This is a genomic window from Dyadobacter sp. CY351 (genome assembly GCF_021502625.1).
GTDB classification, from domain to species: Bacteria; Bacteroidota; Bacteroidia; order Cytophagales; family Spirosomataceae; genus Dyadobacter; species Dyadobacter chenhuakuii.
This window is the reverse complement of the sequence record NZ_JAKFFU010000004.1, coordinates 120271-142130: the sequence shown is the minus strand read 5'-3', so window position 1 is coordinate 142130 and position 21860 is coordinate 120271. Positions and strand designations below refer to the sequence as shown.

Here is a 21860-nt window from a genome sequence, read left to right as displayed (position 1 = left end):
TCCGAATATTACTTTTATGACTTCAAAGATAAACAAAGAGAGTCCTACACTGCCAGTGCAAGTTCTTCAATGTTCTTTTCCGTCTTCAAATTATCAATGATAAATCGCTGACGTTCAGGGGTGTTTTTACCCATGAAATAACTCAATAATTTCTGAATCGAAGTTTCCTTTTGAAGGATGACCGGCTCCACACGCATATCTTCACCGATAAATTTCCCGAACTCGTCCGGCGATATTTCACCAAGCCCTTTGAAGCGGGTAATCTCAGGTTTATTGCCCAGCTTGTTCACTGCCTGCTGCTTCTCTTCCTCGCTGTAACAATAAATGGTCTCCTTTTTATTCCTAACCCTGAAAAGCGGCGTTTCCAGAACAAAAAGATGCCCGTTCCGGACAAGGTCGGGGAAGAATTGCAGGAAAAACGTCATGAGCAGCAAACGAATGTGCATACCGTCCACGTCTGCATCCGTTGCGATCACGATACGGTTGAAACGTAGGTTTTCCACGCCGTTTTCAATATCGAGCGCATGTTGCAGCAAATTAAATTCTTCATTTTCGTAGACAATCTTTTTCGTTAAGCCAAAGCAATTCAGTGGCTTACCCCGTAAACTGAAAACAGCCTGCGTCTGAATGTTCCTGGATTTCGTGATCGAGCCGCTTGCAGAATCTCCTTCCGTAATGAACAATGTGCTTTCATAACGCAACTCATTTTTAAGATCTGTTAAATGCAAACGACAGTCTCTCAGCTTTTTATTATGCAAATTTGCCTTCTTAGCACGGTCGTTGGCCAGTTTCTTAATGCCCGCCAGCTCTTTCCGCTCCCGCTCGGACTGTTCAATGCGCTTTTTCAATGCATCCCTTGATTCCGGGTGCATATGCAGGTAATTATCGAGCCTTTCTTTAACAAAATCATTGACGAACGTGCGCACCGTTGTACTATTAGGGTCCGGCGTGATCGTATTTGATCCTAATTTAGTTTTGGTCTGCGACTCAAAAACCGGCTCCTGTACCCGGATCGCCACGGCGGCAATGATGGACGAGCGAACGTCTTCCGGCGCGTAATCCTTGTTAAAGTGCTCTCTCACCGCCTTGACAACAGCTTCCCGAAACGCCGCAAGGTGCGTTCCGCCCTGCGTTGTGTATTGCCCGTTTACAAAAGAATAATACTCTTCCCCATATTGATTACCGTGGGTCATAGCAAATTCAATGTCCTCTCCTTTCAAATGTATGATGGGATAGCGCAACGCCTCGGGATCCGATTTGCTTTGCAGCAGGTCCAACAGCCCATTCTGTGAAATATATTTCTGTCCGTTGAAATTAATGGTCAGGCCGGCATTCAGATAGCAGTAATTCCAGATCATATTATCCAGATACTGAGGAATGTAGCGAAAGTTCTTGAAAATCACGCCGTCAGGTTCAAAAGCAATGTGCGTTCCGTTCCGCTGGTTAGTCTGTATTTCTTTGGATTCGTTAACAAGCGCTCCCTGCGCAAATTCAGCGTTTTTGCTCTTCCCGTCGCGGAACGACTGGACTTTAAAATATTGTGAAAGTGCATTCACCGCTTTTGTCCCAACGCCATTCAATCCCACTGATTTCTGAAAAGCCCCGGAATCATATTTTCCACCTGTATTGATCTTTGAAACACAGTCTACAACCTTTCCGAGCGGAATTCCGCGGCCATAATCGCGCACCTCCACGCGGTGCTCCGAAATTTTAATTTCTATGGTTTTTCCGTTGCCCATCATATGTTCGTCGATGGAATTATCGACGATTTCTTTCACTAAAACGTAGATACCATCGTCCACCGAAGATCCGTCGCCAAGCTTACCAATATACATCCCTGGCCTTAATCTGATATGTTCTTTCCAATCGAGTGACCTTATACTATCCTCATCATACTGCACGTTGGTACTTTCCATAAACTATGATCCCTTTGGAGGCTATTATTGATTTTGAATATTGTATTTTAATAATTTAAGACATTTGTCGTTACCCTGTTATAACTTTACACGAAAATAGCTTGGGCACGATTAATAGAAATTCTTTAAAAATAGGAAAAATCTAATTTACTTTGCCATGTTATACACGTCCAAATATTAAATATGCTCATATCCAAAATTCAAAAACACTAGTCTTATACAGAGTTTTAATGAATTGCAGGCATTTCAATAGTACAATATTACTTCATATGAACAGATTCAAATTGGCAAAAAGTTATAAAAGTATACTTCCTTATCTCCTCTGTTTATTCATTTCCTTACCAACCCTGTCCCAGGTAATCCCTCAATCCTTCCCTACGGCTCCAACCGGTGGTATACCACAAGGCAGCAGCACGACCGGGACGCCACGCGGAACAACCGGTAATGCGGGCAATGCAGCGAACCAAGGCAATGCAGGAAACCAGCAAGGAAATCAGTCTGGCCTGAGCAATCAGCAGCAACAGCAGGCAAATCAGCAAAAGGCTAACATTCAACGTGATAACCAGGGAAAAGTCCTCGGCGGTCAGAACGGGCAGAACCAGGATGCTGGAAATCAGGGTAAGTTAAACGACTCCACATCTGCCAAACTTCCGCCTGTGGATGCAGAAAAGGAAGCATTTCGTCAGAAGATCTACGGATATTCGCTTTTTGCCAATAAAAGTCTTGATCCTATTCCAAATTTGCAGATCGCAACGCCTACAAACTACATTGTTGGCCCTGGCGATGAGCTTAAAATCTTCATTTACAACTACGCAGAAAGCACTTACGAGGTTACTGTTACCAAGGACGGCTTCATTTCGCTGCTGCGGGTTGGTAACGTATATGTGGCCGGCCGTACAATAGAAGAGGTCCGCAAGATATTAATTGACAAGTTCTCTAAGTTCACGCCCGGCTTGATTGGCAGCGGCGGCGAAACAGCACGCACCAAATTGATGGTAACCCTGGGCGATGTACGCACAGTAAAGGTCTTTGTAACAGGGGAAGTCATTAATCCGGGAACCTATCAGGTGTCCTCATTATCGTCTGCATTCAATGCCCTTTACCAGGCTGGCGGCCCGAACGAAATTGGATCTTTCCGTGATGTTCGTGTAGTGCGTGCCGGTAAGGTTATATCGCATATTGACATCTACGATTACCTTGTTAACGGTAAAATTGACGGTGATATCAGGGTTCAGGATAATGATAATGTTGTTGTTGGTTACTATTTAAAGAGAGCTGAGATCGCAGGAATGGTGAAGCGTCCCGGCATTTACGAATTGAAACCGGAAGAGAAGCTAGGCGATATGCTTCGTTATTCAGGTGGTTTTAATGATAAAGCCTACCGCGCAAGACTTAAAGTACAAAGGATCACTTCAAAAGAACGCAAGATCCTGGATGTTGCTGAGACGAATTATGAGTCTTTTGAAATCGTAACAGGTGACTCGGTTAATGTTGAAACTGTTTTAGACCGTTTTGAGAACATTGTAACAGTTGAAGGTGCGGTAATGCGTCCTGGTGATTACGCTTTGGACAACAGCCCGTCATTAAAGCAGCTGATCGAGAATGCGCAGGGCTTGCGAGAGGATGCGTTCGTGGGACGTGTAAGCGTTTTGAGAACACGCCAGGACCTGGTTTTAGAAAGCATTTCTATAAACTATACGGATATTTTAAACAATGTCACGCCTGACCTGATCTTAACCCGATTGGACAGGGTTATTGTTCCTTCCAAATTCGACATGGCCGAAACAGCTTATGTAAGTGTTAACGGTGAAGTCAATAACACGAAAATCGGCGAAAACGAAGGCAAGTTTCCTTATACAGTGAACATGACGCTGGAAGATCTGCTGGTGCAAGCAGGAGGCCTTAAAGAATCAGCTTATACTTCGGAGATTGAGGTTATCAGAAGAAAAAGAAACAGCATCGCAGGAGCCGCAAACGCACAGATTTCAGAAGTTTTTAAATTTGATGTAGACCGCGACCTTTCACTTAACAGCAAAGGAAGCAACTTTACATTGATGCCGTTTGACCAGGTTACGGTGCGCAAATCCCCGAACTACGTGGAGCAACAAAGCGTGTTCGTGGAAGGTGAAGTGCTTATTGCAGGTCCTTATACCATTGTTAACAAGAACGATAAGATCAGTGATGTTATCAAAAGAGCAGGCGGCTTAACCGAACTGGCATATCCCGAAGGCGCAACGCTGCTGAGAAGAACCTTGGTAAGAGAACTGGACGAGCCAACGGACTTTGATCAGGCGGAACAAACTGAAAAAAGCATTAAATCAGGGACGATTATCGGTGATGTTCCGAACGTAAAAGAAGAGTCAATCGGGATTAAGTTGAAAAACATCCTGAAAAGCCCCGGGTCGTTTGAAGACCTTATCGTTCAGGAAGGTGACATTATCCGGATACCGAAGCGTTTGGAAACAGTTCAGGTTAATGGTTCTGTCCTTTACCCGACAACAGTCAAATATGGCAAAGGAATGGCGTTTTTGGACTACATTTCACAATCGGGTGGTTTCACGACACAGTCATTGAAAAAAAGCTCTTATATCAAATATCCAAATGGAAATGTCGACAGAACAAGGAGATTCCTGTTCTTCAATGTATACCCGAAAGTTGAACCCGGCTCCGAAATTTTCGTTCCGCTGAGAGCTGCTCCTGCATTGAATCCGCAGCAGGCACTTCAGACCGCAACGGGTATCTTAGGTTCCGTAATGAGTTTAATTTTAGCAGTCTTGGCTTTCCGATCAATCAACTAATGTCAACAACGACACTACATCCGCAACAACAAGTGCCAGAAGATGAGTTGACCCCGAAAGAGGTTATCGAAAAAGTTCTGGTCGTGAAAACAGCGATTCTCCGTAACTGGAAAATGCTGGTGCTATTGCCTCTCCTTGGTTTTGGGATTGGATATGCTCTGGATACATTCATTGATAAACCGAACATGTACGAAGCTGAGGTTGTTTTCAATCTTGGTACAGGCCAGCAATCATCGGGTTTCGGCGATATGGCTGGGTTATTGGGGCTTGGAAATGCACCTGATGCTAACATCTTTACCGGTGAAAACTTCTTTTATTTCGTAAAATCCCGCCCGGTTCTGGAAAGAAACCTGATGAAGGAAGTGGAAGTGAACGGTCAAAAAATGATCCTGGCAAACTTCTTCATTGATTCAAGCGGGATCAAGAAAAAGGAATGGGAAGAAATTCCGCAAAATCACAACTTCCATTTCACCAGCCGTGATGTTAAGAAGCTGGATATGAGGTCAAGGAGAATTTTGAACGAGCTGGTTATCAAGGCAGCAGGTTCAACCGAAATTGCTTCGCTCGATCGGAAATCCTCTTTCATCTCGCTGTCAACCAGTATGGAAAACGGCACGCTGGCCGGACTTTGGGTGACTAAGCTTCTGGAAACTGTGGAAGAAATGTACACGGAAAACCAAACCCAAAAATCGCGTAAAACATTAAACCTCCTTCAACACCGCGCCGATTCCCTGGCAGCTGTATTGGGCATCGCCGAACACAAGCTTGCACGACAATTGGATTACAGCGCGCAGATCATGCTGCCGGAAGCGAAGATTTCGGCCAACAGCATGGAAAGAAAGTCATCCTTCCTGCAAACGCTTTACTATGAAGCAATGGGAAGCGCTGAAAAAATGCGTGTTACAATGGTTCGTGAAGCACCATTGTTTACAGAAATCGAAGGCATTAAGGTGCCTTTGGATATCAAAGCAGAAGACAAAAGGAATGCAAAAATAGGCGCGTTGGTGGGCGTAATGCTCGCGCTGATCTTTATCTATTTCAGAACGGTATTTGCAACTCCAACAGTAGTAGTAGTAAAGCAATAAAATGGCATCTCAGCACTCAATTACCATAAAGGCAGGCGGATCCGAAAAGGATTACTGGAAAGATCTCTGGCTCAACAGACAGTTACTCTGGATTTTATCAAAAAGAGACATTTCAGTTCGTTACAAACAAACCCTGCTAGGCGTTGCGTGGAGCGTATTAAGGCCAATTATGACGATGACTGTAATGGTTTTCGTTTTCAGTTATCTTGCTAAAATTAAAAGCGATCCGGGTGTTCCTTACCCGTTGATGGTTTTGAGCGGTCTTACGATCTGGACATTTTTCGCGAATACATTTACGCAGATCAGCAGCAGCATTCTGATCAATTCCAATCTGGTCTCCAAGGTTTACTTCCCCCGCTTACTGATGCCACTGAGCTCGATAGCGGTTGGATTCGTTGACTTTATGATCGCTTTCGGGATATTTTTGATCATGACGATTTTCTTTAAGCACCCCATTAGCTGGAACATCATATTTCTTCCTTGCTTCATTTTACTTACATTTATTACAAGTTTGGGTTTTGGCCTGTTCTTTGCGGTGCTAAATGTACGTTTTCGGGATATCGGTCAGTTAATTCCATTTTTAGTACAAGTTGGAATGTACGCCGTGCCGGTCGCTTACAGCAGCACGCTTGCACAAGGCACATGGTTTGAGAAATATTATAACTTGAATCCGCTGGTTGGTATCATCGATGGTTTTCGCTGGTGCTTACTGGGTGACAAGGCTTATTTCAATCCCCAGAGTCTTTACTCAACAACAATAATTTCCTTTTCGATAATGATATTGTCTTTGATTTATTTCCGTAAAAAAGAAAAAACTTTCGTCGATCATATCTGAAATAATTACCTTTAGGCATGCCTGTAATCGTAGCTGAAAACATCAGCAAGAAATATATTATAGACCATCAACGTAAAAATGGTTCTCCAAGCCTGCGCGACATTGTTTCCGAAAAGGTTGACAAGTTGTTCTCACGCAAGCAGGATAATTCCGACTTTGCCGAGAAAGAAGAGTTTTGGGCATTGCGGGATGTGAACTTTTCCATTGATCAGGGCGACCGCATCGGTATTGTTGGCCATAACGGCGCGGGAAAGTCGACCTTATTGAAAATCCTCAGCCGCATTACAGAACCTACCACAGGCCAGATCAAAATTGACGGTCGTATTGCCAGCTTGCTGGAAGTAGGGACCGGTTTTCACCCGGAACTAACCGGCCGTGAAAACATATTTCTGAACGGTGCCATTTTGGGCATGGCTAAGAGTGAGATCCGTCAATCATTTGACGCCATTGTTGACTTCGCTGGTGTTGAAAAATTTCTGGATACACCTGTTAAAAGATATTCCTCGGGTATGTATGTGCGGCTTGGTTTTGCGATCGCCGCGCATCTTAATCCTGAAATCCTGATCGTTGATGAAGTTTTAGCGGTTGGTGATACAGAATTTCAGAAAAAATGTCTCGGTAAAATGCGAGATGTTTCCGAAAGCGGAAGAACATTGCTTTTTGTGAGCCATAACCTTACCGCCATTCAGGCGCTCTGCAACAAGTCCTTTTACTTTGAAAAAGGAATGTTGATCGATCAGGGTGAAACAACGCATATCGTTACCAATTACCTCAGCAAGGTTTCTCATAAAACCTTGGAAAAGCATTGGGACAACATTGAAAATGCACCCGGAAATGATCAGGTTCGCGTGAAAAGGTTTAAGCTTTTCCCTGAATACCAGGACGACCTGAACCATATTGACGTTCGTACGCCTATCAATTTTCAATTTGAATTCTGGAATTTGGTAGAAGGCGCGAGCCTGAACCTCAGCATGCATTTGTATACGTTTACAGGTGAGTGTATTTTTAATGTAGGTACACAGGCTGAAACTTTCTCAAAAGGGTTAGTAAGCGGCGTGTGTGAGATTCCAGGCCATTTCCTGAATGACGGTTCTTATGTGGTTTCTATGATGATCGTAAAGGACACCAGCACCGTTCTTTACAACATGGAAGAAGCTTTAATTTTTGATATTGAGGATTATCGTGAAAATGTAACCTGGTATGGCAAATGGCCCGGATATATTCGCCCTCAACTTAATTTTTCCATTCGCCAAACTGAACATGTAGTGAATGATTAACGTCACTAAAACCTTTTTACCAGACCAGGAGAAATATCTGCAATATGTTCGGGAAATTTGGGAACGCGGATATCTTACCAACAACGGACCGGTTCTTCAGGAGCTTGAAGCAGAACTAAAAAAATACCTGGGGGTAGACCATCTCTATTTTTGCGGAAACGGAACTATCGTCCTTCAAATTGCGATTAAAGCGCTCGAAATCACCGGTGAGGTGATCACAACGCCGTTTTCATACGTGGCAACATCCAATGCAATCCTTTGGGAAAATTGCACGCCCGTTTTCGTTGACATTGATTCTAAGACATTCAATATAAATCCGGCACTGATCGAGGCATCCATTACGCCTGCAACGACCGGGATCCTGGCAACGCACGTTTATGGCAATCCATGTGATGTAGAGGCCATTGAAGTGATTGCTAAAAAGCACAATTTAAAAGTGATCTATGATGCCGCTCACGCATTTGGCGTCACCTATAAAGGGAAATCCTTGCTTTCCTTCGGAGATCTGAGCACTTGCAGCTTTCATGCAACCAAGGTTTTCCATACAATTGAAGGCGGTGCATTGATTTCCAATCATCCTGAACTTGATAAGAAACTGCACCTTTTGCGCGCATTCGGACATCAGGGCGATGAACATTATCTTTACGCAGGGATCAATGGTAAGAATTCCGAATTCCACGCAGCGATGGGATTGGTAAATCTTCCGCTTGTGAAAGACATTATTGCTGCCCGCAAGGAAGTTTTTGATGCTTATGACAGTCTGCTGAATTGGGACGTATTATATAAGCCGGTCATCAGTAAGGACATTGAATATAATTATGCTTATTACCCGGTTGTATTTCCTTCCGAGCAGGTTATGTTCCGCGTTATGGATGCATTGCGTGAGGAAGATGTTATTCCGAGGCGTTATTTTTATCCTTCATTAAACACGCTATCCTTCATGCCGAGGCAAATTGCCTGCCCGGTTTCGGAAGATATCGCGTTAAGAGTGTTAAGTTTGCCTTTATATGTAGGCCTTCCGTATTCGGACATCGAACGGATTTCCCGCATCATTAATGGTCATTTATCACCAGAATAGCATGAGTTTTGTTTACTGGCTTGCGTTCCTGCTGTTTATATACAGCATCAGTTTTGTTGCTAAAAGGATAGCCCAGCCTTCATTGGCAGAGTGGCTTATCGTTTGTTTCATGCTGTTTGTTGGAAGCATCATTCCCGCAGGTTTCGTACTTTCTGCATTAGATCTTACCGCACAAACCTGGGCATGGATAGGCGCTACATTTGTTGCTTTGGGCTTGCATTATTTCATTTGGAATTCACTCCTCGCGGCCCAGCCCTCCTACTCCATTCGCTCGGTTATTTTTAACCGGACTGAAACTTTCCGTTCGTGGTCCAAAGAGCTGTCTGTTTATCTTAAAACGATATTCTTTTTCATGTTTGGGACCATTGCGGTAATTGCAGTGACCAACTTTATCCTCGTTCTTTTTACAGCGCCGAATGAATGGGATAGCATGACAGGCCATTTAAATCGTGCGATCCGCTACATTCAGCGCGGCACGATGGCACATTTCGGAGGGACGAACTGGAATATGGACACGTATCCGAAAAGCCTTACGACCATTCAGATTTACAGCTATCTGATCAGCGGAAAGATTGAGAATGCATTCAAACTGATTCACCATACTTCTTACTACATCACGCTCGTATGCGTGTTTGGAATTGCGCAGCGCATTGGCAGAAATTTGTCGGCAAGCTTCTTCTGCGCACTGGCTTACGGGATGTTCCTGAACTTCCTGATGCAGGCGGTAACGACAGAAACAGACATTGTTCTGACCGCCTACCTGAGCTGCCTGCTTTACTTCCTCTTCACTTATTACAGCACAAGAAACACCAAATATCTGTATTTGTCGGGGCTTGCATTCGGCATTGTCTTTGGCCATAAAGTGACATTTGCATTGTTACTGCCATCGGTCTTTGTGATCATGCTTTATACGGTGTTCCTGGCGCCCGACCTGAAAGTGTTTTTCAACCGGTTTATAAAACTTGCCGGCGCGATATTCGTTGCTATGCTCGTTTATACATTCCCGACAGGTTACATTAAAAACATCATGGTGTTCGGGCACCCGATAGGCCCGCCTACCGCATTGAAACACCAGTCCGTGGAGCGTTTTGGGTCGTTACCCAATCTTTTCGAGCAGGGAAGCCGCAATGTGGTCCGGTATACTTATGAGTTTTGTAACCTGGATGGCATACGCAATGCGCAGTGGGGATATGATTTAAATACATTTATCCGCAAACCGCTTGTAGTTCTGGAAGATAAATTACGCATGCGACTGGACGAAGAAACGGAATACGCGATCGTCCCGTTTTCTTTCCAACGACGTTTTGATAACTTCAATGCGAACCCTTACTGGGGCGTATTTGGTTTTGCGCTTATATTACCACTGATCTTTTTGACGCTAATCCGGGTTTTCCGCTCGCGGGTGCACTGGTTTCTGGCGCTGGCATTCTGTTTACACTTTGCAGCCATTTCCTACTCTGCCGTTTACGACCCTTTCAAGGGAAGATATTTTATAGAAACAGGCTTATTCGGCGTCCTTTTCTTACTGCTTTTATTTTCAAACCATCGTCTATCGATCCTTAAACCACGCAGAAATGTCTGGAAAGGATACATTATGGTTGTTGTAGGACTGGCCTGCGTTTCGGCCGTCATGTCGGTTTATCTTAATATCCGGTGCCTGCCTATTGCGGCTTATGGTTATAAATCTGCACTTCAAACCGATAGGATTCAATTGCAGACATTTGCCCGTCCCGACATTACAAAGGCTTATCAGACATTTGATTCCATCGTTCCCAAAGACGCGACCGTTGCCTTAGCTACGATCAATGACGACTTTGAATATCCGCTTTATGGCGAAGATCTTTCGCGCAAACTGGTCACTATCAACCCGTTTGAACAAGGTTTAAAACCGATTCCCAAAGATGCTGACTATCTGTTTTATGCCAAAAGCGTGATCAATGACACCAGCCGCATCAAATCTTTGCCCACAGACATTCGTTTAGGAAGCGATACGACAATCACCAACGTGGCGGTCAGGGGTGAAGATTATTATCTCAGAAAGCTTAAATAGCAATCCATGACCATCGCCATTATGCAGCCCTATATATTTCCATATATAGGCTATTTTCAGCTGATCAACGCCGTTGATAAATTCATTATTTATGATGATGTGAATTTCATTAACAAAGGCTGGATCAATAGAAATAATGTGTTGGTGTCCTCCAAGCCGCATCTTTTTACAATTCCACTGAAAGATGCAAGCCAGAATAAGCTGATCAATGAGGTCGAACTTTCAAGAAGTGAGCCCTGGCAGAAGAAGTTTCTGAAAACCATTCAGCAATCGTATCAAAAAGCCCCCAATTATCAGAAGGTTTTTGTTCTGATAGAAGAAATTGTAAATTTAGATGTTCAAACCATATATGAACTAACTTTTCAGGCCCTGAAAAGAACCTGTGCGTATATGGAAATCACGACGGAGATTGTCCCCTCGTCCACGATATACCAGAACACACATTTGAAAGGTCAGGATAGGATTCTGGATATCTGTAAGCAGGAAAATGCCAGCCATTACATTAATCCGATTGGAGGAATGGAATTGTATGACAAAGCAAAATTTGAAAAGGAAGGGATAAAACTTGACTTCATTAAAAGTGTTTCGAGCCCTTATCCCCAATTTAAAAATGCTTTCGTACCTTGGCTGTCAATTATAGATATCCTGATGTTTAACGACCCGGCGGACATTAAGGAACATTTAAAGGCTTACGAACTGATTTAAGATGGCTAAGGTTATCGTTTTTGGAATACTCGACACAGCAGAACTGGCACACTATTATCTGACCCACGACTCAGAACACGAAATAGTCGCTTTCACTATCCACAGGGAATACATTCAGGATGAATCTTTTAAAGGACTGCCTGTTGTGGCCTTTGAAGACGTCGCCACCCTTTTCCCTCCTTCTGACTACGCGTTTTTCGCTCCTATGACCGGCAGAAATATGAACCGGAACCGGGAAGGGATTTACAACGAAGCAAAATCAAAAGGCTACCAATTCATCTCATATATCAGTTCCCACGCCACCATCTTCGACAGGAGCGTTATCGGCGATAACTGCTTCATCCTGGAAGACAACACCATTCAACCTTTTACGACGGTTGGAAATAACGTGGTGATGTGGAGCGGAAATCATATCGGTCACCATGGCCAGATCAAAGACCACGTATTTTTCACTTCCCATGTAGTGCTTTCGGGCCATTGCGTGGTGGAGTCCTATTCTTTCTTTGGCGTCAACAGCACAATTCGTGACTATACAACGATCGCCCAGGGAACTTTGGTGGGTATGGCTTCTGCCATCACCCGCGAAACCGAAGAATGGGGTATTTACATTGGTAACCCTGCGAAAAAAGTGCCGGGCAAGAAAAGTTTTGAGGCTTATTGAGCGCCTATCCGGGAGAGGAATGTAATCGGGTAAACCGAATTTGAGACAGTAATTTACTGGGCAATGGAGCAGAAGAAAATCTTATTTGTGAGTCATGATGCCAATCGGGCAGGAAGCCAGTTATTGCTGTTGCAACTGCTCAGGCTATTGAAAGAACGGGGCGTTCCCATGCATTTGTTGCTTTGCAGTGGCGGAGAGCTGGAAAAAGAGTTTGAGGCGGTTGTAAGCATTACGCGACTGTATCAGAATATCAATGTAACGACCACCCCGCTTACCGGGAAACTGCTTAAAAAAGTCCCTTTATACAAATATTACCAGCAGCATTCAGCCCAAAAAATTAACGAAAGAATTGCTGCAGAGCTCTCGCACCAGAACATAGGGCTGGTTTTTGTTAATTCAATTGCCAATTCTGCGGTTTACTGCGATTTTCTAAAATTCCTGCACCATTTGCCGCTTGTGACATTCGTGCATGAGCTCGGCATGGCTGTAAAGCTTTATTCGCATGAAAAGCAACTGACTTTCATGCTGAAAAAAACCGGACACCTGATTGCCGTTTCGCATGCAGTGGCCAATTACTATATTGGAAAGTACAATTACCCGGAAAGTCAGGTCAGCACGTTCACTTTAATCGATCACGAGCACATTGACCGGAAACTGCAATCTGTGCAGCGCGACATTCTTGAAAAAACCTATAATATTCCGCAGGATGCTATTGTGATCGGCGGTTGCGGAAATGCCGAATGGCGCAAGGGAAATGACATTTTCAACTGGATCGCGAAGCGCGTTATTCATAAGACAAGCCCCCTGCCCGTTTATTTCGTATGGGTTGGCGCAGGTCCCCAGCACGAAATTTACGAGCTGATTGAAAGCGATATTCGTCTTATGGGGCTGAGCGACAGGATCATTCTCATTCCGCCTACGCCGCGCGCGCTGGACTATATCAACCGGTTTGATGTATTGCTGCTGAGCTCACGGGAAGATCCCTATCCGCTTGTCGTTCTTGAAGCCGCTTTACAGGAAATTCCGGTGGTGTGTTTCGAAGATGCCGGCGGCGCACCCGAACTGATCGAATCGGACGCAGGATTCGTAGTTCCTTATATGGATATATCTGCTGCATCTGAGGCAATCATTCAATTGGCGCTCGATCCTTCACTTCGCGAAACGCTGGGTCGCGTTGGCAGGAAAAAAGTATTGGAGCGGCATAATACGGACAAAAGTGTTGCGAGCGTCGAAGCCATCATTCAAAAATATTTACCCTTACCGGTTTCGGAAAAGCAAAATCAATGACAATTGCCTTCACAATTTGTTCCATTAATTATTTAGCGCAGGCCAGGACGTTAGGCGATTCACTTAAATCCACCAATCCCGACGTCCTTTTCTTCATCGGGCTGGTCGATTCCCTGAAAGGTGTTGTTTTTGAAAAAGGATACAATACTGATTTTCCAATGATCGAAATTGACAAGATCGAGATCCGGGATTTTCAGGAAATGGCTGACAGATATAACATTACCGAGCTTAATACAGCGGTAAAGCCTTTCTACTTTACTTATTTTTTCAAACATTATCCCGAAGCACATAATGTCATTTATTTCGATCCGGACATTATTGTATTTCAACCATTGACGGAGCTGCTGTCCTCACTATCCGCTCACAAAGCGGTTCTGACTCCACACATTAACACGCCCATCGAAGACCAGCTTACGCCCAACGAGCTTCACCACTTGAATACAGGCGTCTATAACCTGGGTTTTGTGGCTTTCAGCAGGTCGCCCGAAATCACGGCATTTATCAATTGGTGGGAAGAAAAATTGCGTTACGAATGCCTTATTGACCTTTGTAATGGTCTTTTTGTAGACCAAAATTGGATGAACTTTCTGCCAATTTTTGTTCCTGACACACATTTGGAACGAAACCCGGGCTATAATGCAGCATACTGGAACTTGCACGAAAGAGTATTTTTGGAATCCGATGGCACGTTCTTCGTTAATGAAACCAATCCGTTAATTTTCTTTCATTACAGCGGTTATGATCCTCAGAAGCCGGCTGTGTTGTCCAAATATCAGGATCGCTTCGAATTATCGGCCCGCCCTGATCTTACGGCATTGTTTGATTTATATCGTAACAGCCTACTGACCAATGGTAATGCTTATTACCGCCAGTTTCATTGCGCTTACATTAAGCCAACGCCGGTCCGTCGCTATCAGCGGGTACGCAAATTGCTGAAAATGCCTATTAATTATGTCATTGATCAGCTGGAAACAATCTGATGAAAGAGCTTGTATCCGTTATTGTGCCCATTCTGGATCCGCAGATCAATCCCACCGAAGAGCGGCTTTTGCATCACTGCCTCAACACGCTGGATAAATATCCGGTCATTTTCATCACTTTTGAAGGCGCCGATCTATCCATCGTGAAGGAGCACAATGAAGATATAGACGTTATTTATTTTCCAAAAAAATACTTTCAGTCCAGATCTGCACTCGCGGGATTGCTCTTAATGGAAGATTTTTACGACCGTTTCAGCTGGTGCGACTTTCTGCTGATCCACGAACTGAATAGCTGGGTTGTGCGCGACGAGCTTTATTACTGGTGCAAACAAGGTTATGATTATCTAAAAGCCGGACCACTCGAAGACGACAATATCAAAAGGCTGGCAGGAGTCGTTTCCCGGATTTCCGGGTTGAAAGAAGACGAAAAACGACTGTTTGGTCAAGCATATGCGAACAATGGGATTTATCTTTGCCGCATTGAACGCATGATCAGTACGATCAAATCAAAGCAAAAAGAGGTTTACACGTATCGGCACAGCGACAATTTCCTGCACGCCGACTCTGTTTTCTGGGATCTGGAAGCGAACCGTTTCTGGCCACATTTAAGGAAGCCTACGCCCATCGTTCGGGATCATTTTGCGGTGGACGCAGCCAATATCAATTTAAACAAAACGTTACCTTTTGCATTAACCGGCATTTTGAAGGAAAATATTCATCATTTGCCTTATTTCAAATCATTGCCGGAAGCGGATTAATTGCACATGAATATTATTTATACGGTTTGTAACAGAATCAACCTTGCCCATGCACTTGCTTTGGCGGACTCGGTTCTGCTTCACCAGCCGAACCATACTTTTTACTTAGCCTGGGTCGATAATGTGCCCGTACAAGTTCCTCCGCACGTTAAATTACTCACCATTGAGCAAGCAAAAATCCCAGCCTGGGAAAGTATGAATGCCAAATATTATCATTTTGAATTACTCGCAGCCTGCCGTCCATGGTTCGCATTAGCACTGCTGCGGCTGCATAGCGAATGCAAAAACCTTATCTTCCTGGCGCCGACTGTCCTGTTGGTTAAGCCGTTCGGGGAAGTGATAAATGATGCCTCGGAAATTCACCTGACCCCGAACATTCGAAAGCCGCTTGCGCCTTCGAAGTTGCTGGATGACAAGCGGATTTTGAACATTGGCATGTTCCATTCGGGCAGCTGGATGTTGAAAGTTGGTGAACAAACAACTAAACTGCTTCGCTGGTGGGCCGAAAGGACCATCGACCGGGCTGAGTTCGATCTCTGCAACGGCAAGAATATGGATCAATTATGGCTTAATTATACATTGGTCTGGATTCCTGAAACAACTCAGATTGCGCATCCGGGCTGGCATTACGGGCTGCATTCGATCCTTAATCACGAGCTTCAAAACAAAAACGGAGATTATTACATTGAAGGGGAGCCATTAATCTCCCTTGATTTTGCAGGACTAGACTATTTTGATCCCGTGTGGTCAAATCATATTGGCCTAATGTCTTCAAACAGAGCATTTCACGCGTTATTTGATAACTACAAAAAAACGCTGACTAAGTATAAGCATTCACTTCCTGCCGATCGCATGCCTGGCTTTGGCAAGCCCGCAAAAATCAGGGAGAACAGGATTTTAAGAAATAACATTGCAGCAAAATTGAAATCAATTACTGCATTCATTGACCAGTTTTAATTAACCAGCCGAACCAGGACTATATGCACTTCCTAAAAAAAATGACGCAGGACTTGCGGAGTTTTCTATCTGAACTGAAAATCAACGGCACTCAGAACACGGCTGATCAGCAGGATTATCCCAAACTCACCATCATTACGCCTTCCTACAACCAGGCCGATTATCTGGAAAGGACAATTCTGAGTGTTTTAAACCAAAATTATCCTAACCTCGAATACATTATCGTAGATGGAGGCTCCACGGATCACAGCGTTGAAGTGATCAGGAAATACGAAAAATATCTCTCCTGGTGGGTTTCTGAAAAGGACAGAGGGCAGGTGCACGCGATCAACAAAGCGCTGGAAAGAGCAACGGGAGACTACATTGGCTTCCAAAATTCCGACGATGTATATTTTCCGGACACGTTTGCTCGTTTTGGAAAAGCGGCCAAGAGCCAGGAAGACGATATCATTTATGGTGACCTGTATATGATCACCCCGGATGACGAAGTGACAGAAATCCTGAAAACAACGTCATACAGCTTTGAATGTCAGATATTGGAAGGAATGCAGATTCATAACCAAACACTTTTCTTCAAACGGGCATTGGTAGAAAAATACGGCAAATTCGATGAATCTTACCGGTTTGCCTTCGACTATGAATTTATCACGCGTTACACATACCAGAAATCGACAAAAGTGCGGAAAGTGGAAGGCTTAGGCGGGGCATTGCGCGTGCACCCTGATGCAAAGTCATCTACGATCGCATCTGTTGGAAAAGAGGAACATACCAAAATTCAGAAATTGTACATTTCAACGAACGGTTCAGCAGCTCTCAACAAAATAAGGTATCTTTGGTGCCGAGTTCGTAAAATTCTCTATTTCGCGGTGCGATTAGATTTACAATATATCCGTTTCAGATTTTCCAGATGAATTGGAGTCTACTAAACATAGCCACAAACTTTAATAATCTCAGATATTCCGTTGGCATCGCGATGATGTTCAATGGTTTTCCGCTGATATTTTTTATCCGCGATACGCTGGGAATCGGGCCGGCAAGTAGCGTTTTCACCGCCATTTTCTTTTCATTGGCGCTCACTATGATGGTGCCTATGCACCTATTCAAAAGACTTTACAAGCCAAATGTGATATTGTTCAATCTCGGTCTTGGCTTCCTGCTGCTTACATTATATTATTTCTTTTTTATTAATAAACAGGGGAAAGCGGTTGCGGATATTGGCAACTACGTGTTCATTTTCGGCTTTCTCGTTCTGCTGCTCCACGTTCCCAATGATGTCAAGGAAACGTTGGTAATGATCCTGTTTCTGATGTCATTATTTACCAATATAACCCTTGTCTACTCCATTTTGACGGACCCCAACTGGACGCCGGGAATGCGTGCTGCGGTAAATTTCGCCAACGAAGGAGCGCAACCCGGAGGAAATCCGCACATTACGGCCCGAAATGGCATCATTTGCATGTTAACCGGGATGGTCATGCTGAACCGGACACCGGGGATCATTACGAAATTATTTCTATTCTTTTCGGTCCTGTTTGGCCTTGGTGTTATTGTTATTTCACTTGCCAAATCCAGTTATCTGGCTGTCGGGCTGATGATAGGCGCTTATTTTGTTTTGCATTTTAAGATTTCCAATGTGTTTACTGCCATAGGAAGTGCTTTTAAACTGCGGAATATGGCCTTCATCATTTTGATATTGATCGGGCTCAGGTATTTTTTAATCCGCTACGGCAACATTCTGGATATGCTCCTGGGTTATTGGGACATGTTCCAAAATAGGATTATGGACGTAATTTTTACTTCAACCGGTGTCCGGATAACGGATACAGCTGATACGGATGCTTCCGCAATGGGGCGCGTGGGCGGTTTTGCAGAGTTTACAGAAACATTCTTTTCCTGGGATGTTTTCCTCGGCCGGGGCTTTAAATCGGATTATCTGGATATTCCGCTTCTTGAATCCTGGGTAAGTCATGGGATTTTCGGGTTTGTATTTTTCGCAGGATTCAATTTCTTCCTGTTCATTTACGCCATGCGCGAAATCAAGAGATATACCAATCCGCTGACAACATTCCTGGCCTATTTCTTTCTGTCTTTAATGGTGCTGCTGTTCACCGGTGGGAGGCCTTTCGACATTGCATTCTGGTTTCCTTACCTGGTCATGATCCGTTTTTTGGGAATCAAATATCTCGACAATATTTCCAGAAGGCCGGTTGCAGCCCAACTTACAACGGTTACCAGCTAATTCCCTTTTTTACAATAAATCGTCATGCTGCTTTTTTCATAGCCATGTGACGAGAAACCCTGCTCATGAGAGACCGCGTTGAACAATTAGATGGATTAAGAGGCATTTTTTCTATTCTCGTAATCGCACACCATCATAATGCGTTCAAGGAATCGGTTTTTTACAACAACTTTTTTGTCATCAATTCCAGCCTTTTTGTTGACTTTTTCTTTGTATTAAGCGGTTTCGTGATTGCGATGAATTACGTGAACAGGATCAGCAATGCCAGAGACTTTGGCACATTCCTGAAAAAGCGATTCATAAGGCTCTTCCCGCTGCTGTTTTATACAGAGGTCATTTTTATAATCGCGAGTCTGATCGGCGAAAACAGCCCGATGAAAAATGTGGGCGAACTTGGCTTGCGCTATTACGCTTATACGGCCTTTGACACCCTTACTTTCATGGGTTCCGCACCTGTTTTCGGCTCCTGGGTCAGCAATAATTATCCCGCCTGGTCCATATCGTCTGAAATGATCTCCTATGCGGTCTTTGGGCTGGTTATTCTGTTGTTACCAAAAATAAAATACATCTCCTTTGCCGTAATCGCCTTGCTTTCGGGCCTTTTTATTATTTCAAAAGGTGAATATTTGCTGGCTTACGACTATGGCTTTGTCCGGGGATTGCTGTGTTTTTCGCTGGGCATCTTTACAAATCTGTTGCTTAGTAAGCGAACATTCAGCCTGTCTGCGTTCGAAATCCCCTTCCTGATATTCCTTATTGCTGCCATGTATTTGGTACATCATTGGGATTTGAATTTATGGAAGCTTGTTTTTCCTTTCATATTCGCCATCGGGATCATTATTTTCGCGAGCTCCAAAGGCGTTGTAACGCAAGTGCTTAAAAGTGAGCCATTTCAGTATTTGGGTAAAATATCCTATTCCATTTATCTCAACCACGCCATTGTACTAATTCTCGTGAATGTGGTTCTTTTTCGGGCACTGAAATCGCCCGTTAATGAGGGCATGATCGCCATTTCACTAGTGACTTCTATTTCCCTGACGATCCTTTATTCTCACTTTACATATGAATTTATCGAGAAAAGGGCTGGGAAACTTTTGAAGAAAATCCTGGAATGAAAATTGATGAAGGCAGGTAAACCTTTCATGCTATTGAATGGTTATTCTAACAAACCAAAGCAGAAATCATGGCCACATTTTCAGAACTTATCCAAGGTAACAAGCCTGTGTTAGTCGATTTTTCAGCCGAATGGTGCGGACCTTGTAAAATGATGAAGCCGATTTTAGAAAAGGTGAAATCAGAACTCGGCGATTCCGCAACGATCATTAAAGTGGACGTTGATAAGAACAAATCAGCCGCTAATGCTTACAAAATCCAGGGCGTTCCGACATTGATCGTTTTCAAACATGGCAAACCCATGTGGAGACAATCGGGCGTTGTTCAGGCAGACCAGCTGAAATCCATTATCCAGAAATACATTTAATTATCAACCCAACTCCGCAGATTTTGAGAGGCAGCAATTTAGAAGTCATTGAAAACAAAGATTTCAGCATTGAAGAATTAACTGAAACCAGTTATGAACAAGTCAAATTCCTCAACTGCACATTCTCCGATCTTTCAGGCATAGACTTTATTGATTGCGTTTTTCAGGATTGCAATATGAGCAATGCAGGCGTTAAAAACTGCAAGATCTCTGACATTGAATTTATTAACTGCAAGTTGTTGGGAATCAATTTTTCAGAATCCAAAGATTTTGCCTTTGCAGCTAAATTTGAGAGCTGCATCCTGGATTATGCGATTTTTGAACAAAAGAAATTGAACAAATCCGCGTTCAGCAATTGCAAAATCCACGGCGCAGATTTCACGCAAGCCGACCTTTCAAAATCAAAATTCCATAATTGCGACTTCTGGGACGCTGTTTTTGCCAACACCAATCTGGCAGGCGTCGACTTTTCTAGCTGCAAGAATTTTACCATTGACCCAACCAGCAACAACATTCGCAAAGCCAAGTTCCTTTCCTCCGATCTGGCTGGCTTGCTGACCAAATTTGACATTATTATTAAGTAGCATTTTGACCGCCTGAGCATTTTTTGTTTCTTGACGGCTCAAAATGACCCTTAACATTATGTCACTTCAATTGTTTGCCGAAACCGTTTACACCGGCCAGGAAATTCTAAGAAACCAGCTTATACAAGTCCTCGACGGCCAGATTGCCGGCATGGAATACGCAGAACCAGACCCGGCCGTTACACGCGTCGCCAACCTCGCACCCGGCTTTTTCGATAGTCACATTAACGGCGGGGAAGAATTCTATTTTACCGAACGTGCTGACGAAGAGACGATTGACGACATTTACCAGGCCAGCGTCAAAACCGGAACGGCCTATGTCCTGCCAACGCTCATCACATCGCCTCAGGATAATATTTTAAAAGGAATTGAAGCCACCAGAAATTACATCGCTAAAAACCCGAATTCCGGCGTTTTGGGCATGCATTTGGAAGGCCCGTTCCTGAATCCAATCAAACGCGGCGCGCATTTGGCAGGCTATGTTCGCAAACCTACCGACGCTGATTTACAGGAGATTATCACCCACGGAAAGGACATTATCAAGCTCATCACGATCGCGCCTGAAATGTTCACGACAGATCAGATCCAAATGTTGCTGGAATCCGGCATAACCGTCTCTGCGGGCCATTCCAATGCCACCTATGACGAAGCTACGGCTGCATTTAACCAGGGGATTCAGTTGGTAACACACTTATACAATGCGATGTCAGCATTCGGTCACCGCGCACCTGGCTTGGTAGGCGCCACATTTGACAACGAGAATGTATACGCCCCATTAATCATCGATGGCGTGCATTGCGATTTCGGCGCGGCGAGTGTAGCTTATAAGATCAAGAAAGACAAGCTGTTCCTGATTTCGGACGCATTGTTTTTGGGAGAAAAAGTGACCGAATTCAAGTGGGGTGAATTTGATGCCTATTTGAAAGATGGCCGCTATACAAATTCGGACGGTAACCTGGCAGGAGCCACCATTTCACTGCCGGATGCAGTTCGTAATGCAGTGAATGTGATTGGAATCCCCTTGCAGGAAGCGATTGAAATGGCCACGATCAGACCAGCGCGTGCATTGGGATTGGAAAAGCAGATTGGCAGCATTGCCATCGGTTACCCCGCAACATTCACAACATTTGACAACAACCTCGAAAATTTCTCGGTTTTGAAAATGTAATG

Annotated in this window: 19 protein-coding genes; 18 read left to right on the top strand and 1 reads right to left on the bottom strand. The window is 44.0% G+C overall.

All coding sequences use genetic code 11. The features are described from left to right. Positions 1-44: 44 nt before the first annotated feature. Positions 45-1916, bottom strand: a complete 1872-nt coding sequence (locus tag L0660_RS09810; protein WP_233797176.1) for a DNA topoisomerase IV subunit B — start codon at positions 1914-1916, stop codon at positions 45-47. Positions 1917-2185: 269 nt separating this feature from the next. Between L0660_RS09810 and L0660_RS09805 the strand changes: the two genes are divergently transcribed. The 18 genes from L0660_RS09805 (at position 2186) to nagA (ending at position 21858) form a co-directional block, all read left to right on the top strand. Beyond that, the gene (locus L0660_RS09805; RefSeq protein ID WP_235159332.1) at positions 2186-4714 is read left to right on the top strand and encodes an SLBB domain-containing protein; all 2529 of its coding nucleotides are present in this window, start codon (positions 2186-2188) and stop codon (positions 4712-4714) included. Continuing rightward, a complete protein-coding gene (locus L0660_RS09800) occupies positions 4714-5799 on the top strand; it encodes a hypothetical protein (protein ID WP_233797178.1) in 1086 nt (361 codons plus the stop codon). The genes L0660_RS09805 and L0660_RS09800 overlap by 1 nt, the downstream gene beginning before the upstream one ends. 1 nt (position 5800) lies before the next feature. Beyond that, the gene (locus L0660_RS09795) at positions 5801-6634 is read left to right on the top strand and encodes an ABC transporter permease (protein WP_026628319.1); all 834 of its coding nucleotides are present in this window, start codon (positions 5801-5803) and stop codon (positions 6632-6634) included. 17 nt (positions 6635-6651) lie between these two features. After that, positions 6652-7911, top strand: a complete 1260-nt coding sequence (locus L0660_RS09790; protein WP_235159331.1) for an ABC transporter ATP-binding protein — start codon at positions 6652-6654, stop codon at positions 7909-7911. Further along, positions 7904-8989: a DegT/DnrJ/EryC1/StrS aminotransferase family protein gene (locus tag L0660_RS09785; protein WP_235159330.1), complete on the top strand. Its 1086-nt coding sequence runs from the start codon at positions 7904-7906 to the stop codon at positions 8987-8989. The genes L0660_RS09790 and L0660_RS09785 overlap by 8 nt, the downstream gene beginning before the upstream one ends. Position 8990: 1 nt before the next feature. After that, the gene (locus L0660_RS09780; RefSeq protein ID WP_235159329.1) at positions 8991-11039 is read left to right on the top strand and encodes a glycosyltransferase family 39 protein; all 2049 of its coding nucleotides are present in this window, start codon (positions 8991-8993) and stop codon (positions 11037-11039) included. A gap of 6 nt (positions 11040-11045) precedes the next feature. Further along, positions 11046-11744: a WbqC family protein gene (locus tag L0660_RS09775; protein ID WP_235159328.1), complete on the top strand. Its 699-nt coding sequence runs from the start codon at positions 11046-11048 to the stop codon at positions 11742-11744. A gap of 1 nt (position 11745) precedes the next feature. After that, positions 11746-12405, top strand: a complete 660-nt coding sequence (locus tag L0660_RS09770; protein WP_026628324.1) for an acetyltransferase — start codon at positions 11746-11748, stop codon at positions 12403-12405. Positions 12406-12468: 63 nt separating this feature from the next. Continuing rightward, complete coding sequence (locus L0660_RS09765; RefSeq protein WP_235159327.1) at positions 12469-13692, top strand: glycosyltransferase family 4 protein; 1224 nt, start codon at positions 12469-12471, stop codon at positions 13690-13692. Further along, complete coding sequence (locus L0660_RS09760; protein ID WP_235159326.1) at positions 13689-14672, top strand: glycosyl transferase; 984 nt, start codon at positions 13689-13691, stop codon at positions 14670-14672. Before L0660_RS09765 ends, L0660_RS09760 begins: the two co-directional genes overlap by 4 nt. Continuing rightward, the gene (locus tag L0660_RS09755) at positions 14672-15430 is read left to right on the top strand and encodes a DUF5672 family protein (protein ID WP_235159325.1); all 759 of its coding nucleotides are present in this window, start codon (positions 14672-14674) and stop codon (positions 15428-15430) included. The genes L0660_RS09760 and L0660_RS09755 overlap by 1 nt, the downstream gene beginning before the upstream one ends. Before the next feature lie 6 nt (positions 15431-15436). Further along, the gene (locus tag L0660_RS09750; RefSeq protein ID WP_235159324.1) at positions 15437-16387 is read left to right on the top strand and encodes a hypothetical protein; all 951 of its coding nucleotides are present in this window, start codon (positions 15437-15439) and stop codon (positions 16385-16387) included. A gap of 23 nt (positions 16388-16410) precedes the next feature. Continuing rightward, positions 16411-17298 (top strand): glycosyltransferase family 2 protein, encoded by an 888-nt coding sequence (locus tag L0660_RS09745; RefSeq protein WP_235159323.1) that lies wholly within the window; start codon positions 16411-16413, stop codon positions 17296-17298. Then, the gene (locus tag L0660_RS09740) at positions 17295-18626 is read left to right on the top strand and encodes a hypothetical protein (protein ID WP_235159322.1); all 1332 of its coding nucleotides are present in this window, start codon (positions 17295-17297) and stop codon (positions 18624-18626) included. Before L0660_RS09745 ends, L0660_RS09740 begins: the two co-directional genes overlap by 4 nt. A 65-nt stretch (positions 18627-18691) precedes the next feature. Continuing rightward, positions 18692-19741 carry an acyltransferase gene (locus L0660_RS09735; protein WP_235159321.1) on the top strand — a complete coding sequence of 350 codons (1050 nt, stop codon included), beginning with the start codon at positions 18692-18694 and terminating at the stop codon, positions 19739-19741. 68 nt (positions 19742-19809) lie between these two features. Then, positions 19810-20106, top strand: coding sequence for a thioredoxin (gene trxA / locus L0660_RS09730; protein ID WP_026628332.1), 297 nt, complete (start codon positions 19810-19812; stop codon positions 20104-20106). A gap of 23 nt (positions 20107-20129) precedes the next feature. Beyond that, positions 20130-20690, top strand: coding sequence for a pentapeptide repeat-containing protein (locus L0660_RS09725; protein WP_235159320.1), 561 nt, complete (start codon positions 20130-20132; stop codon positions 20688-20690). A gap of 58 nt (positions 20691-20748) precedes the next feature. Then, positions 20749-21858 (top strand): N-acetylglucosamine-6-phosphate deacetylase, encoded by a 1110-nt coding sequence (nagA, locus tag L0660_RS09720; protein ID WP_235159319.1) that lies wholly within the window; start codon positions 20749-20751, stop codon positions 21856-21858. Positions 21859-21860: the final 2 nt, after the last annotated feature.